Origin of the sequence: Aquimarina discodermiae (assembly GCF_040786235.1) — a bacterium.
Lineage (GTDB): Bacteria > Bacteroidota > Bacteroidia > Flavobacteriales > Flavobacteriaceae > Aquimarina.
Genome location: NZ_JBFMKP010000003.1, coordinates 107,494 through 123,499 on the forward strand (window position 1 = coordinate 107,494; position 16,006 = coordinate 123,499).

General features: G+C 32.0%; 12 protein-coding genes. 8 read left to right on the forward strand and 4 right to left on the reverse strand.

The genetic code is table 11. The features are described from left to right. Positions 1-57: 57 nt before the first annotated feature. Positions 58-1,545 (reverse strand): Na+/H+ antiporter NhaC, encoded by a 1,488-nt coding sequence (nhaC, locus tag ABW636_RS02545; protein ID WP_367588383.1) that lies wholly within the window; start codon positions 1,543-1,545, stop codon positions 58-60. 965 nt (positions 1,546-2,510) lie between these two features. Here nhaC and ABW636_RS02550 point away from each other — a divergent pair. Further along, positions 2,511-3,143, forward strand: a complete 633-nt coding sequence (locus ABW636_RS02550; RefSeq protein WP_367588384.1) for a CPBP family intramembrane glutamic endopeptidase — start codon at positions 2,511-2,513, stop codon at positions 3,141-3,143. A 152-nt stretch (positions 3,144-3,295) separates the two neighbouring features. Here the strand turns inward: ABW636_RS02550 and ABW636_RS02555 are convergent, their stop codons facing one another. From ABW636_RS02555 to ABW636_RS02565, 3 genes are read right to left on the reverse strand one after another with little or no spacing between them, the layout of a single operon-like run. After that, complete coding sequence (locus ABW636_RS02555; protein WP_367588385.1) at positions 3,296-3,871, reverse strand: non-canonical purine NTP diphosphatase; 576 nt, start codon at positions 3,869-3,871, stop codon at positions 3,296-3,298. A 48-nt stretch (positions 3,872-3,919) separates the two neighbouring features. After that, entirely contained in the window at positions 3,920-4,444 is a 525-nt protein-coding gene (locus tag ABW636_RS02560) for a KdsC family phosphatase (protein WP_367588386.1), read from the reverse strand. Then, a complete protein-coding gene (locus tag ABW636_RS02565; protein WP_367588387.1) occupies positions 4,428-5,192 on the reverse strand; it encodes a Rossmann-like and DUF2520 domain-containing protein in 765 nt (254 codons plus the stop codon). Before ABW636_RS02565 ends, ABW636_RS02560 begins: the two co-directional genes overlap by 17 nt. 137 nt (positions 5,193-5,329) lie before the next feature. Between ABW636_RS02565 and ABW636_RS02570 the strand changes: the two genes are divergently transcribed. The 7 genes from ABW636_RS02570 to ABW636_RS02600 all read left to right on the forward strand — a co-directional run bounded on the left by ABW636_RS02570 (position 5,330) and on the right by ABW636_RS02600 (position 15,883). Beyond that, positions 5,330-8,509 carry a cytochrome c biogenesis protein CcsA gene (locus ABW636_RS02570; protein ID WP_367588388.1) on the forward strand — a complete coding sequence of 1,060 codons (3,180 nt, stop codon included), beginning with the start codon at positions 5,330-5,332 and terminating at the stop codon, positions 8,507-8,509. 257 nt (positions 8,510-8,766) lie between these two features. Continuing rightward, positions 8,767-9,957: an imelysin family protein gene (locus ABW636_RS02575; protein WP_367588389.1), complete on the forward strand. Its 1,191-nt coding sequence runs from the start codon at positions 8,767-8,769 to the stop codon at positions 9,955-9,957. Between the two features lie 30 nt (positions 9,958-9,987). Beyond that, a complete protein-coding gene (locus ABW636_RS02580; protein WP_367588390.1) occupies positions 9,988-11,136 on the forward strand; it encodes a hypothetical protein in 1,149 nt (382 codons plus the stop codon). Positions 11,137-11,451: 315 nt separating this feature from the next. Continuing rightward, the gene (locus ABW636_RS02585) at positions 11,452-12,852 is read left to right on the forward strand and encodes a di-heme oxidoreductase family protein (protein ID WP_367588391.1); all 1,401 of its coding nucleotides are present in this window, start codon (positions 11,452-11,454) and stop codon (positions 12,850-12,852) included. Then, positions 12,853-13,974, forward strand: a complete 1,122-nt coding sequence (locus tag ABW636_RS02590; protein ID WP_367588392.1) for an imelysin family protein — start codon at positions 12,853-12,855, stop codon at positions 13,972-13,974. 212 nt (positions 13,975-14,186) lie between these two features. After that, positions 14,187-14,645, forward strand: a complete 459-nt coding sequence (locus ABW636_RS02595; RefSeq protein ID WP_367588393.1) for a COG2426 family protein — start codon at positions 14,187-14,189, stop codon at positions 14,643-14,645. Between the two features lie 617 nt (positions 14,646-15,262). Further along, positions 15,263-15,883, forward strand: coding sequence for a hypothetical protein (locus ABW636_RS02600; RefSeq protein WP_367588394.1), 621 nt, complete (start codon positions 15,263-15,265; stop codon positions 15,881-15,883). Positions 15,884-16,006: the final 123 nt, after the last annotated feature.

Sequence of the window (16,006 nt, forward strand, 5' to 3'; positions counted from 1 at the left end):
ATGTGCTATTGGCTCAAATTTAATATTTAAGTATTGCCATAGATAAATAGTTGAATATTATGCTTCTCTTAGTTGTTTGATCTTTATTCTAAAAGCAGCAAAAAGTAAAGTCATAAATGGACTTAACCAGTTAAAAATTGCATAGAAGAAATAGTCTATTACTGGTACTCCTAGTACACCACTTTGGTAGGCACCGCAAGTGTTCCAAGGAATTAAAACAGAGGTCACTGTCCCAGAATCTTCAAGCGTTCTACTTAGGTTTTCTGGAGCGAGTCCTTTGTCTTTAAAAGCTTTGGAAAACATTTTTCCGGGAACGACTATTGCCAAGTATTGATCAGATGCCGTAAGATTTAATGCTAAACAACTACATACCGTACTGGCAAAGAGTCCAAAAACTGATGATGCCATTGATAAAAGTGCGCTACTTATTCTTGTTAAAGCTCCAATAGCATCCATAATGCCTCCAAATACCATCGCACAAATAATAAGCCAAATAGTGCCTAACATACCTTCCATTCCTTTGCCCGAAGCAGAGAATAACTCTTGTAAGGTAGTATTATCAGTTTCTATAGAGGTTTTTACCGTGATTGCATTTAATATACCTTTATAAGCAGAAACAAAATCTAATGTTTTAACTCCCGCAATTTGGGCTACAATATGAGGTTGAAATATAAGAGCAAAAATACCTCCTAAAATGGTTCCTGCCAATAGTGCTACAAGTGGTGGTGCTTTTTTGATAATTAATCCAATAACAACAATAGGCACAATAAATAACCAACCATTAATATTAAAAGTGGCATCAAGGTCTGTTAATAATTTTTTTGTATCAGCAACTCCCGAGGCATCTTGAAAAAATCCTAAAACAATAAATACGATTAAAGTAATTAGAATAGTAGGTACAGTTGTATAAGCCATATATTTAATATGAGAGAATAATTCTCCACCTGCCATAGCAGGGGCTAGGTTAGTAGTATCAGATAATGGGGACATTTTATCTCCAAAATAAGCTCCAGATAATACTGCTCCAGCTGTCATTCCTAAAGAAATTCCTAAAGCATCTCCAATTCCTATAAGTGCAATACCTACAGTAGCAGATGTTGTCCAGGAACTTCCGGTTGCTATAGATATGATGGCACAAATAATAACACAAGCAGCCAAAAATATTGTAGGGTTAAGAATTTGTAAGCCATAATAAATCATAGAAGGGATAACACCACTAATAAGCCAAGTTCCTGCCAATGCACCAACCATTAGAAGAATTAATAAAGCTCCAGAGGTTGACTTTATATTTTCTGAAACTTCAGAAATCATTTGTTTATAGGATACTTTGTTAAAAAAACCAACTATCGCCGCTACAGCTCCTCCTAATAATAAAATAAATTGATTACTTCCTCCCAATGCTTCATCCCCAAATACAAAAACATTAAAAGCTAACATTAAAACAAGGACTATTACAGGTAATAACGCTTCCCAAATGCTCAATTCTTTATTTTCAATAATATTTTCATCAGAAGATTCTGTGGGTTTGATATTTTGACTTTGCATAGGTGTGTATTCGAAATTTTAAAGATGTAATGTTACGATATTAATAAAAGTTATGCAACGCCTACACTAAGTTTAACTACATCACCAATCACTAAATAAAAACAATTATGCTTTTAATCGAATTTTTATGTATTTTGACGATAAACATTGATTGTTGTATGGGGAGAATTCTATCATTTACTCAAGAAATATCTACTTTTGAAGTATAGAAAAAACATAAAGTTATATGATTACGTATAGACTTTAAAAAATATAATAGTTCCCCGATTGATTGATTTGATTTAGTTTTTTTTGCCCCAAACCCTTATAAGCCTCAAACCCCAAGAGGCTTTTTTTTGTTATTTACACCTTTCTTTTTCGGTAATATTGTTTATTAAACCCGGATTATGCATTAGAACTTCGTTATGAAGGTTTCAAGTGCAATAAAAACAGGTATTTTCTTAATTTCAGCATAGCATCGCTATGGTTATATTAAAAAATACAGCAAAGCATCGGTTTTTGAACCAATTGGAAGCTGTAATAGATTTTTTAATGCATAATCCTGGTTAAAGATAGATACTATTTTAACAGGAAAACTACTGCTAATTTATATGTTGTTCTTGTTCGTTTTGAACGGTATTTCTACTTTTTGAATAAACCTAATTGATACTATTTTACCTATATATGGTACAATGTTTGTTATTTCGGGTGTTTTTTGTTAATAAACCATGTTTTTTTGATGATTTTTCGTAAGTTTATTACGGTAATAACGTACTATTATACAACACATTACTTAAAAGAATAACTAAACATTGTCAATTAATACATTGTCAAATTTTTTAATTGACCCCTAAATATTAGATTACTTTTTTTATCCTAAAATTATAGGACTTAACCCCATAATAAGCCTCACGCCCCTGAGGCTTTTTTTGTTATAAAAAGATATATTTCAATTTTTATTCAGAAATTGCTAGAAAACTAGTAAAATGCAATTTAGATTATATCGAGGAATAGAATTATTATTACTTTTTGTTATAGTACCCTTAAGTCTTCTTTTAGATTATCACTTTCTTTTTAAGGTTGTTTCTGCTTTTATTGGCTTTGGTTATATTCTGTATATTTTACGTAAGAATGGACTTTTAAAATTAAAGCTTCCAGAAAAATTGGATTGGAAATTATTTTGGAAAGAAACTATTGTAAAACTTGCAATTATAATGTTGATTACAGGATTGTATGTTTTTTGGGTGGCACCCGATAAGTTGTTTGCTGTAATGTTAAAAAAACCAGGGTTGTGGTTTGTTATTTTATTTGTTTATACATTTTTATCTGTTTGGCCACAAGAAATTATTTATAGAACATTTTTTTATAATCGCTATAAAGAATTAATAACAAACAAATGGTTGATGTTTTTTATTAATGCAATACTTTTTTCGTTAGCACATCTTTTTTTTAGAAGTGTACTGGTACAGCTACTTACTTTTATAGGTGGTTTGTTATTTGCATATACGTATCATAAGACAAAGTCGACCATGTTGGTTTCTATTGAGCATGCTATTTATGGAAATTGGTTATTTACAGTAGGTATGGGGGAAATGCTTGCTTTTCCGGGAGTGGAATAATTAGCATTTACCAAGCCTCAAAATAAACTTGTTTTAATAGCTTCTCTTAGGTTTATCACCAAGTTACTAACTACTGCTTTATAAAATTATTATTGGATTGATCCAACAATAATTTAAAAGGTAGCTATAACCAAATATAAACTCAAAGACAATCAACTTTGTAACAAAAAGTCAATTAACTGTTTTGTTGCTTTACCTCGATGACCTATTTCATTTTTTTTTGATAATTCGAGTTCGGCAAATGTTTTATCATACCCTTCAGGTAAAAAAATGGGATCATATCCGAATCCCTGTTCTCCTCTTTTTTCGGTAGTTATATTTCCAGCGCAGATACCAGTAAAGGTTTTCACTTCTCCATTTATGATAAGAGCAATTACTGTTTTAAATAGTGCCGTTCTATTTTTTTTGCCAGACAATTCATTCAGAAGCTTATTCATATTAGCATTGGCATCTTTTGCTTCACTTGCGTACCTTGCAGAAAACACCCCAGGTGCACCATTTAATATTTCGACTTCTAAACCTGTATCATCAGCAAAACAATCATAACCATAGTGCTTTTTTACATAGGTTGCTTTTTGTAGTGCGTTGCCCTCGATAGTATCAGACGTTTCAGGGATATCTTCTTCACATTTAATATCAGCAAGACTAACAAGTTCTATGGTTGAAGGTACTAAAGCCTGAATTTCTCTTATTTTATTGTGGTTATTGGTAGCGAATACTAATTTCATAAATTTAAATAGATAAAATAACAGTAACAATAATCAATTTAATGTGGTTTATGCTTTTGCATCATAATCAGCGATCCATTTTCCTTGTACCTTAAGCACTTGTTCGATAACATCTCTTACACATCCTTTTCCTCCTTTTTTGAAGGAAACATATTTAGAAACTTCCTTAACATCTGAAGCTGCATCTTGTGGACATGTAGGTAAACCAATCATTTTCATAACAGGGATATCAGGAATATCGTCTCCCATATACAGTACATTTTCTTTTTTGATAGAATAGATATCAAGGTATTCATCCAGTTGATCTATTTTATGATGTGCTCCAAGATAAATGTCGGTGATTCCTAATCCTTTAAGTCGTTGTCTAACCCCTTCATTTTTTCCTCCAGATATTATACATACATTATATCCTTGTTGTACAGCAGTTTTAAGAGCGTACCCATCTTTGATATTCATGGTTCTAAGCAGTTGACCATCTGTGTTAATGATTACAGTACCATCAGTAAGTACTCCATCAACGTCAAAAATAAAAGTGGTGATGTGATTAAGATATTCTTTATAACTTTTTTCCATATTTAGATTGTATTGCTTTGGTAAGGATTTGGTAAATTTCTTTTTGAGACGTATTCGATATGGCATCAGAATGCCTCTTTATAGTTTTAATATCATTTCTTAACGCCGGACCAGTTTGTGCATGATCGGGCTCGATATGTGTGATTTTTTGAGCAGTTTCAAGTATTAATGGGTACAAAATTTCAAAAGGAATGTCATGTTCTCTACAAATGTCATGGCCTATAGAAAACAAATGATTTGTAAAATTGTTAACAAATACCGCGGCCAAATGTAACATTTTTCTTTGCTCTGATGATATTTCGTATACTTTTTTTGTCAAATAAGACGCTATTTTGTTAAGTAGTATTATATCTTTTTTATGCACTGCTTCTAGACAAAAAGGAATGGTTTCAAAGTCTACAGTTTTGGCATTGCTAAATGTTTGCAAAGGATAAAAAACACCTGCTCTATTTTTTTGATGTATGGCATCTATAGAGACACTTCCAGAAGTATGAACTACTAATTTATTTGTTACAGGAATTTGAGAAGAAACTTCTCGAATGGCATCATCACTGATAGCTATAATATAAATATCAGCTTCTTGTAAAGTGTTGATATCTTTTGTGATAGAGCTTGGGTCTTGATTAGGGTGTAATAAAACCCCTTTACGATTGTAGCATTGTACAATCATTACGGATTTTTGCTTTAAAAAAGCGTCATACAAATGTTTGGCCACATTACCTGCGCCAAGAATAACAATTCTAATCATTCGGCAAAAATAAGGAAGTTCTCCTAAAAAAAATGAACAAGTCTGATACTTCTGTTAAAACCGCTAAATCCTGGAACTAAATGCAATAATATCCCATTAAAAACAGTAAATTTGCAGGCTAAAAAAGAAAGGTGATTATGCAAGACAAACTCGCGAATGTTTTATTCTCTACACGTTTAATGGCAATTTTGTTTCTGGTCTTTGCAGTTTCTATGGGGATAGGAACATTTCTAGAAGATGCACATGGTACAACTGCTGCTAGAATATGGATTTATAATACCTGGTGGTTCGAAGCGATCATGGTATTTTTTGCAATAAATTTTTGTGGAAACATCGTTAGATTCAGACTCTATAAAAAAGATAAATGGCCTACGTTGCTATTACATTTATCATTTATACTGATCATTGTAGGTGCTTTTGTAACACGCTATATAAGTTATGAAGGAGTAATGCCTATTCGTGAAGGAGAAACAACCGCTAGGTTTCTTTCTGAAAAAACATATGTATCTGTTTTTATGGATGGAGAAATTGACGGAGAACCACGACGCAGAGTTGTAACAAAAGATGTGGAGTTAGCAGAAGCTACCGGTAATGATTTTACAATCAACACAGATTATAATCAACAACCGGTAACTATTCAATATAAAAGCTTTATACAAGGAGCAGAGATGGGATTGGTAGAGAATGAAAGTGGAGAGAACTATCTTAAAATTGTAGAAGCAGGAGGTGGGGATCGCCATGATCATTTTCTTAAAGAAGGAGAAGTTTCTAATTTACATAATATATTAATTGCTTTTAACAATCCAACCAAAGGTGCGATTAATATTACCTATAAAAATGATGAGTATTTTATAGAATCTCCTTTCGAAGGATCTTATATGCGTATGGCCGATCAAAAACAAGGGTTGGTTTTTAAAGATAGTTTACAGCCACTAATGTTAAGGTCTTTGTATCAAACTGCAGGTATGCAGTTTGTTATTCCGGATCCCGTAACTACAGGGATCTATGACGTAGTACCAATAGAGGTCAAGGACAAAGGTCAACAGGATGCTTTGTTTATAGACGTTACTACTAAGGGCGAAACTAAAACGGTCAAATTACTAGGAGGTAAGGGCTTTACTAATGAAATGACCAAAATTTCCCTGGGAGGATTAGATATGCATTTTAGATATGGATCTAAAGAATTAGAACTTCCATTCGAACTTAAGTTAAACGATTTTATTGCTGAAAAATATCCTGGGACGAAAAACGTATACAAATCATTTAAAAGTAAAGTAGATATTGTAGAAAATAATACATCAAGGCCTTATGATATATATATGAATCATGTATTGGATCATAAAGGTTATCGTTTTTTTCAAGCATCTTTTGATCCAGATGAAAAAGGAACAGTATTGTCGGTAAATCATGATCGATGGGGAACCTGGATTACCTATGCAGGATATATGTTACTATACTTAGGATTAATGCTAATTCTATTTTTAAAAGGATCACGCTTTAAGGATTTAGAGAATTTGCTTGATAAGGTTAAGAAAAAAAAGAAAGCATTAACAATACTTTTGTTACTCTTAATTTCTAATATATCCATTGCGCAACAACAATCAGGACATACAGATCATTTACCAACGTTGCCAGCAGAAGCACAATTAGACTCTGTCATAATGGCCAATGTTGTGCCCAAAGAACATGCAGCTAATTTTGGAAGCATTGTTATTCAGGATGAGCGTGGTCGAATGAAACCGGTAAACACATTTTCTTCAGAATTACTGCGTAAGCTTAGTAAGAAAGATAAATATAAAGGATTAAATGCAGATCAAGTATTTGTATCAATGGTCGAAAACCCTTTTATATGGTATAGTGTTCCTATTATAGAAATACAACGAGAAAATGATAGTATAAGAAAAATATTAGGAGTTCCCAAAACTGAACGAAGAGTATCATTAATTGATTTGGTAGAGCCCGATGGTTCTTACAAATTGGCACCTTACCTAGAGCGAGCTAGTAGTACAAATACTCCTAGTAGTTTTGAGAAGGATTTCCTTAAAACACACGAAAAGTTTTACTTGCTTAATCAAGCTTTGAGCGGTGGGATTTTAAAAGTTTTTCCAGTTCCGGGAGACGAAGGAAATAAGTGGGTTTCTGTACCAGAGCTAAATGAGTTTACATTTAAAGGTATGGATTCTGTTTACACCAGACAAATCATTTCTATATATAGGCAATCTTTGCAAGAGGCAAGAAAATCTGGTGATTACAGTAAGCCAAATAAATATGTAGAAAGCATTAAAAGTTTTCAGAAAAAATATGGTAGCGCTGTGGTGCCTTCTGATAAAAAGATAAAAGCAGAAATAGCACTTAATAAATATGACATATTTAGAACGTTGTATAGATATTATGGCCTGATTGGTTTATTAATGATGTTTTTTGTAATCGCTAGAATATTTAAAGATTCTAGAGTTATTAGAGGGTTAATAAACAGTACAATAGGAATCATTATTTTTCTTTTTATTCTACATACAGCAGGATTAATAATACGTTGGTATGTTTCTGGTCACGCCCCATGGAGTGACGCCTATGAATCTATGATATATGTGGCATGGACAACATTGGCAATTGGATTGGCTTTTGGAAAAAGAAGTAATCTTACCATTGCTGCAACTACCTTTGTAGCAGCTATTATTTTGTTTTTTGCACATCAAAATTGGACAGATCCAGCCATTGCGAATTTACAACCTGTTTTAGATTCATATTGGGTACTTATTCATGTTTCTATAATTGTGGGTAGTTATGGGCCATTCTTTGTTGGTGCTATCTTAGGTATTCTAGCACTCTTGCTAATGATTTTAACCACAAAATCTAATAAAAAGAGGATGGAACTTAATATAAAAGAAATTACAATTATTAACGAGATGTCACTAACCATTGGTCTAGTAATGTTAACTATCGGAAATTTTTTAGGCGGTATGTGGGCAAATGAAAGTTGGGGAAGATATTGGGGCTGGGACCCTAAAGAAACCTGGGCTTTAATTAGTATCATGGTCTATGCGTTTGTAATTCATATGCGATTGGTTCCTGGGTTAAGAGGAAGATGGTTATTTAATCTAGCATCTATTATTGCTATATATAGTGTTTTGATGACTTATTTTGGAGTAAACTTTTACCTGAAAGGATTACATTCTTATGCTAGCGGAGATAAAGTAGTAACTCCCAATGCTATATTTTATTCTATTGCTTTTATAGTTATTCTTGGCATATTTTCTTATTGGAGAAGTAAGGTGCATTATACCAAAAAGAAAGATATTAAGACTATAGAAGAGTAGGCTAGTAACTTTCCTTTAAAACATAAAAAAACATCTTTAGATAGGAGGTAATTTTGTTTGATATCCTATGTCTAAAGATGTTTTTTGTTTAATCCAATAATTTTTTGTTTCGGAATGTAGTATAATTTATTGATAATAAGTCACTTGTGATTTTTGTTTTTTATTATTTTAATTTAATCTAAATAATATTGTTTTTGTGTTTCTTTAAGAATACATTTGCGCTTTATTTTTAAACAGTCTAAATAAGAAATAATAAAATGGAAAACACATTCGTCAAATATTTATTTTCTACAATGGTACTGCTAGGGATAGTATCATGTAATAATGATGATAATAACACAGAAGATCCTACAGATCAAATATTGATAGAAGAATCAGAAGTGATAGAGAATTATGCAAATCTGGTTTTAAAGAATTATCAGGATTCGTATGATAGCGCAAAAACAATGCAAGAAGCAATCAATACGTTTGTAGCTACCCCAACAGAGGAAAACTTTGAAGCCTCAAAAAAAGCTTGGAAAGCCGCAAGAGAACCGTATGGACAAACGGAAGCCTTTAGATTTGCAGATGGTCCTATTGATGATAGTGATGGCCCAGAAGGGTTATTAAATGCATGGCCTTTGGATGAAAACTATGTAGATTATGTAGAAGGTGATGCTAATTCGGGTATCATCAATGATGATACTACCTATCCAACAATTGATAAGGCTACCTTGATAGGACTAAATGGACCGACAGAGGGAACCGGAGAAAAAAATGTTAGTATTGGGTATCATGCGATCGAATTTTTACTTTGGGGACAGGATAATACAGATCCGTCTGCCAAAGAAGCTGGAAAAAGACCATATACCGATTTTGTAGACGGTGGTACTGCTTCAAATCAAGATAGAAGAAGAGATTATTTGGTAGCGTGCGCAGAATTATTACTTGATCATCTACAACTGATGATAGACGAATGGAAAACAGATGGGCCCTATCGTAAAACATTTTTAGCACTTGATGAGGATGTTGCTTTAAAAAATATGCTAGGAGCTATTGCAGAATTATCTGCTTCAGAGTTAGCTGTTGAAAGAATGAATACAGCGTTAGACTTAGCAGATCAAGAAGATGAACATTCTTGTTTTAGCGACAATACGCATAGGGATATAATATTAAACTTTGATGGAATAGCAAACGTATATAGAGGTAGTTATGGTTCTATTTCTGGGAGTTCTTTAGAGGATTTAATTGCACAAAAAGATCCAGCAGTTGGTGCAAAAATTACAGCACAATTAAAAGCCACAGAATCATTAATTGATGCTATAGCTATACCATTTGATTTCGCTATATCTGGAGGACCAAATTCTACAGAGGGTAAAAAAGTGAGAGAAGCTGTATTAGCACTTCAGAAACTAGGTGATGAGTTAACTAACGGAGCTACTAGTTTAGGAATTACTCTGAATGACTAATAAAATATTACTCTTAAAACCTACTTATTTATGAAAACCTTTTTTATCAATTTCGTTTTTTTAATATTTTTAATGAATGCTAATGCTCAATGCATTGATTCTAATGTAAATATTAATTATGAAAGAATTTCTTATACCAATGGACAGCCTTGTACATCAAAAATAAAGTCTAAAATAAAAGTAAATAATGCTAGTAGTTATAGTAGCATGTTTGTTAGAGTAATTGACGTTGATGATTCAGGGATTGCATTGAAGCAAAAAACATTTAAAATAAAGCGAGTTGCTTCTGATGGGAGTTGGCAGTATAGTTGGACAGCTAATTATAGTAGTCCTACTATAAAGAGAATGAAAATTGAGCATTATCTGATAAAGAAATCTAATAATACTAGAGTTCTTGTATGTTCTAAAACTCTTTATCAATGTGAAAATGACTATGATGAAGATGGTATATCAAATCATCAAGATCACTGTATTTATGAATCGGGACCTGTTTCAAATAATGGTTGTCCAGAATCTAAGAATACAAACCTTGTAGTAGATTTAGATTTTTCTGCAGCATATTCCCAATGTACTAACTGTACTCCAGTTTTAGATGAGTTTTTTAGTAATAACGAAAAGCATATAGTTCGAGGAGGTACTGGTAATATTAGTTTTAATAAATTAGAAATTAGAAATGTAGGAAAAACTACTTCTAATTCTTCTAAGGTAAAGATTTATTTTTCAAAGGACAATGAGCTTACATTACAAGGCGATAATAAGGATAAACTTGTTAAAGAAGTTTCTATTCCTAGTCGTAATCCAAACAGTTCTTTTGGTTTTAAAACAGATATTAATGGGTGGAGTTTTAACAATAATAATGGGTTAGGCACCGGGAACTACTTTATTTTAATAGTTGTTGATGCCACGAATACAAATAATGAAGGGACAAGTGGTGAAGCAGATAATATTCTTAGAATAGGTATATATTATGAAGAGGATTCTCCTAGTAGTAATTCACATATAAATGGGCCCTATGAGGTACAGGTGTTCAATCTAAGCGGGATTTTCCTGATTAAAAAAACTGTGAACAGCAAAGAAGAAGAAAATATTTTTCTAAATAATATGCCTATCCCAGGGTATGGTCCTTATATTGTAAAGAACGGTACAGAAACCTATAAATTTGTTAGGGGGCGGCGATAAAAAACTGTAATAAACAGCAATAGGGTGTATCATTACACCAGAGTTTCTCAGAAATTCTAACTGTTCTTATGGCTTTAATAATAATAATAATAAATTGGCCACGGGAGATTATTTTATTTTAATAATTGTTAATGTAACGAATAGCAATAATGATGGTAGAAATGTTGCAGAAGATAACTTATTGTGAATATCAATTAAATATGGTTAAAAGTAAGTATAACGATACAAAAGTTATAAATAGATAGTCAAAATATATCATACATAGATTAATACAACTAGGCAAAGAATTTACTTTGTCTAGTTTACTTGTTTAAAATGAATAGATTAAATGTGAAAATTGTAAAAGCTCTTTTTTTTATCGTTTTTATTAGTTGTGGGAATGATGATTCAGGAGCTTATGTTTTAGTTCCTGAAGAAGGAGAAGAGTTTTCGGGAGGTGATACCACGGTGTTTAATCGTTCTCCAAATGCCTTTGGTTTTTTTGCACGAAACCTTTCAGCAGAGGAGGAACTTATTTTTGGAACAGGAAATTCCTTATTTAATCAAAGTTGGGTAACCGCACCCGCATCAACAACTGCCAGAGATGGATTAGGACCATTATTTAATGCCCGCTCATGTTCTGGATGCCATTTTAAAGATGGAAGAGGTAGACCACCACGATTTGATGGAGAAAAATCTTCTGGTTTGTTGTTCCGATTAAGCATTCCAGGTAAAGATGCATTTGGTAAGAATTTACCCGAACCTAATTATGGAGGGCAATTTCAGGACGATGTGATATCTGGTATCTTGGTAGAAGGAGATATTAGAATTACTTATGAGCCCAAAACGGTTACGTATCCAGATGGAACCAGTGTTATATTACAGAAACCCAACTATAATTTTGTGAATTTAAATTATGGAGCTTTGGCGGCCAATGTGCAAATCTCACCAAGAGTAGCAAACCAAATGATAGGTTTGGGATTGTTAGATGCAATTCCAGAAAGTACACTTTTAAGTTTTGCAGACGAAAATGATACAAATAATGATGGTATTTCTGGTAGACCCAATTACGTCTATGATATTTCATCAAAATCGATAAAACTAGGACGATTTGGTTGGAAAAGTAATCAACCTAATCTAAAACAACAGGTAGCAGGAGCCTTTTCTGGAGATTTGGGAATTACATCATCGTTATTTCCAGAAGAAAATTGCCCTTCGGGAGTAGATTGCAGCACTATTGCTAATGGAGGTACTCCTGAAATTACAGATGAAAATCTAGATAAGGTAGCATTATATTCAGGTACTCTGGCTGTTCCGGCAAGAAGAGATCATGACCAACAAAATATTTTAGAAGGAAAGCAATTATTCGAAAGGGTTAATTGTACAGCTTGTCATATACCAGTTATGAATACAGGAGTATATCCTATAGAAGCACTGGCTAATCAAACAATTCGCCCATTTACTGATTTGTTACTACATGATATGGGAGATGAACTGGCAGATAATACTCCAGACTTTATGGCTACCGGTAACGAATGGCGTACACCCCCTTTATGGGGTATAGGGCTTATAGAAACTGTAAACGATCATACTAACTTATTGCATGATGGTCGTGCTCGTAATATAGAAGAAGCAATTTTATGGCATGGAGGAGAAGCATTAGCATCAAAAAATGATTTTATGAATTTGGATGCTTCTGATAGAACAAAGTTAATTGACTTTATTAAAACATTATAAATGAATTATAAAAGACATAAATTATACACAATTTTGATATTATCAGGGGTTTTTATGATATCGTTATCAATGAGTTGTGATAAGGATTCAGATACTACAACAATTGAAGCCGAATTTGATTCAAAAGAACACCTAACAAACGTATATGTTAATGGAATCTTACCGCTAAATAACCAACTTACAAATCAGGCTCAATTACTTTCAGCATCGGTTAACCTATTTTCTACAGAAACAACAGAGGGTAATTTAGAACTTGTTCAAAAAGAGTGGAGAGAATTTCAAGAAATTTGGAAACAACTAGAATTATATGATTTAGGAGCTATAGCCAATAGTTTTATTAGTTTCGAGATTAATCGTTGGCCAACAGATATAATACGTATAGAACAGAATATACGAGGAACTGAAGACCTTATCGAAGAGTTTATTGCATCTATTGGATCATCTTCAAAAGGAATATCGGCAATAGAATATCTAATTTTTTCATTAGATAGCAATACTGAGGTTCTTACAAAGTTCACTACCGATGAAAATGCTGCTGGTAGAAAGAAGTATTTATTGGCTTTAAGCGAGAATTTATACACAAAATCGCTAACCTTAAAAAATCTATGGGAAACCAATGAAGAAAATTTTATAAATGCATTAGAAAACGGAATTTCAGGGAGCCAAAACCAACTGGTTAATGCAATGGTCGCTTTAATTGAAGAAATAATGAAATCAAAATTAGGAGCACCGTTAGGCGATACAAACGGTGGTACCGTAGATCCAAAACAATTAGAAGCATATTATGGGGCATTCTCTAAAGAAATAATACAACAACACTTAAAAACTTTACAAAATTGTTTTACGGGAGATTTTGGGCAGGCTGGTACCCAAGTTGGATTTGATGATTTATTAATATTTAGAGATCATAAAAATGTTGCTGATAAAATTGTAATGCAATTTTCGGTTTGTCAGGATAAGTTAGATGCTATTTCAGGAAAATTAAGAGATGATATCGTTACCAAAGAAGAAGAGGTAATGGCACTTAAAAATTCGTTTAGAGATTTATTGGTATTATTAAAAGTGGATATGGCCAGTATTTTGGGAACCACTATAACATTTAATGATAGTGATGGGGATTAGCAAGGGGGAGACATAACTGGTCTTATATATCTCTATTACTTATATTAGAATTGTTTTTTCATTTATACCTTTTAAAGTTACAATTTGCTTAGGAATGCTATGATACGTTTTTTATAATTCATAAATTAATTTTTAAATTTTATGATTTTTAATTTTATAAGGAACGATATATAACCCTATCTTTGCAAACTCTTTGAAAAGGAAAAAAAATTGTGATTAGGGATATTATCATTTCGATTTTATGGAGTATTTCTCCGTTTGGAGAAGCTAAAGTTGGTATTCCATATGGGTTATTAAATGGGGTAAATATTTATTTGGTATTTGTAACCTGTTTTTTGGCCAATGTATTAGTATTTCCGTTAATGATGTTTTTTCTGGAAAAAATGAATACGTATTTATTACGTTGGAAATTCTATAAAAAAGCTGCGATTTACGTTGCTAGAAAAGCAAAAATGGGATCTGGAGATAAAATTGAAAAATATGGTTTCTGGGGATTACTCTTTTTTGTTATGATTCCGCTACCAGGAACAGGAGTCTACGCTGGTAGTATTGCCACATATTTGTTTAAAGTAAAGAAAAGAAAAGCATTTATTGCGAATAGCTTGGGTATATTCTTATCTTCTCTGATAGTTTGGGCAACTACTTTGTTGACCATGAAAGGAATAAACTAATATATTGATTAGTAGACAAATAATACGATTATATTCTTATATACAGTATTCTGTTATTTAGATACCTGTAAGACAGATAAAGAACTCAAAAATTATAGAGTTACAGAATACAAAAAGTGTACTATTTTTAGTAGAAATAAAATTTAAAAATTAGTAATTTTAACAATGAGTATTTGTTAAAATTATCTAAGCTGCTAAATGAATAATACAATTGTTATCGGGATATACGTTTTGGGAATTATTGGATGGGTTCTTTTTTGAATCAACTCAAAAAAAATGATCTTAGAATAGTAAAATTATTAGATATCTATAGAGAATAAAACGTTTTGGACACTATTGATTAAGAACGAATAGTTTAGTAAGATTATAGCAATAATTTAATTTTCGGCATAGAATATGCTATGATATATACTATAAACAAAAGGTTATAAAAATGACCTTGATGAATATATTTATATATAAAATACTGTTAACTTTATTTTCTAATATAGAATTTTGAGCGTGTTAGAGTTTAAATAGGTGGATTTCTTTTAAACTCTAAAAAATCAATTCGTGTAGAACTTTGAAAACAGTATATGAAATCATAACTTTGAATGCCTTAAAATAACTTAATTATTATGTACAGAATAAATATTTTAAATGTAAAAAAGCTATTACTTACTTTGGTAATTTTATGCTTTTGCACGCAACTAAAAGCACAAAATGAACAGATAGCTCTAGAGCCTGTAAATGATCAGGAATTTATGGTTAAAAGCCTTAATGGGATTCCATTTACAGTTGTTTTGGAAGAGAGTAACAAAGATGGACAATATCATATGGGAATAAATACGCTTACGTTTAAAGTTTCTGATATGATTAGTAATCGAAGTACCTTGAGAATTGTTTTTGATAGAGAAATATACCTCTCTTTAGAAAATAAAATTGTAGACGAATATCAGGCAGATGTAAAATGGATAGAATCAAAACTGCAGATTACAGAAGGAGAGTTTGAGATATTTCCGTCACGACCTGTTTTTACAGATCAGGGTTTAGAGAAACTAAAAGCAAAAGTGTTTGAATATACCACTTCAGAAAGTAAAGAAAGAGATTTTAATAAGTGGATTGATAAAATAAATTACTCTGTAGGTGCTATGCGCTTTTTCAAAGACTTATATGAAGCTTCTAATGGTAAGAAAAATGGACAAAGCCATAATTTTGAACCAATAAATATCCATGACGAACTTCAGAAGTATAAATAGACATACGACTATTTTTTTGGTAGGCAAAGAGTTTTAATTTTTACTACCACACATCATAAAGTAAAAACCACAAAACGGGACTCATCCGTTTTGTGGTTTTTTGTTTTATTAACTAATACCTTT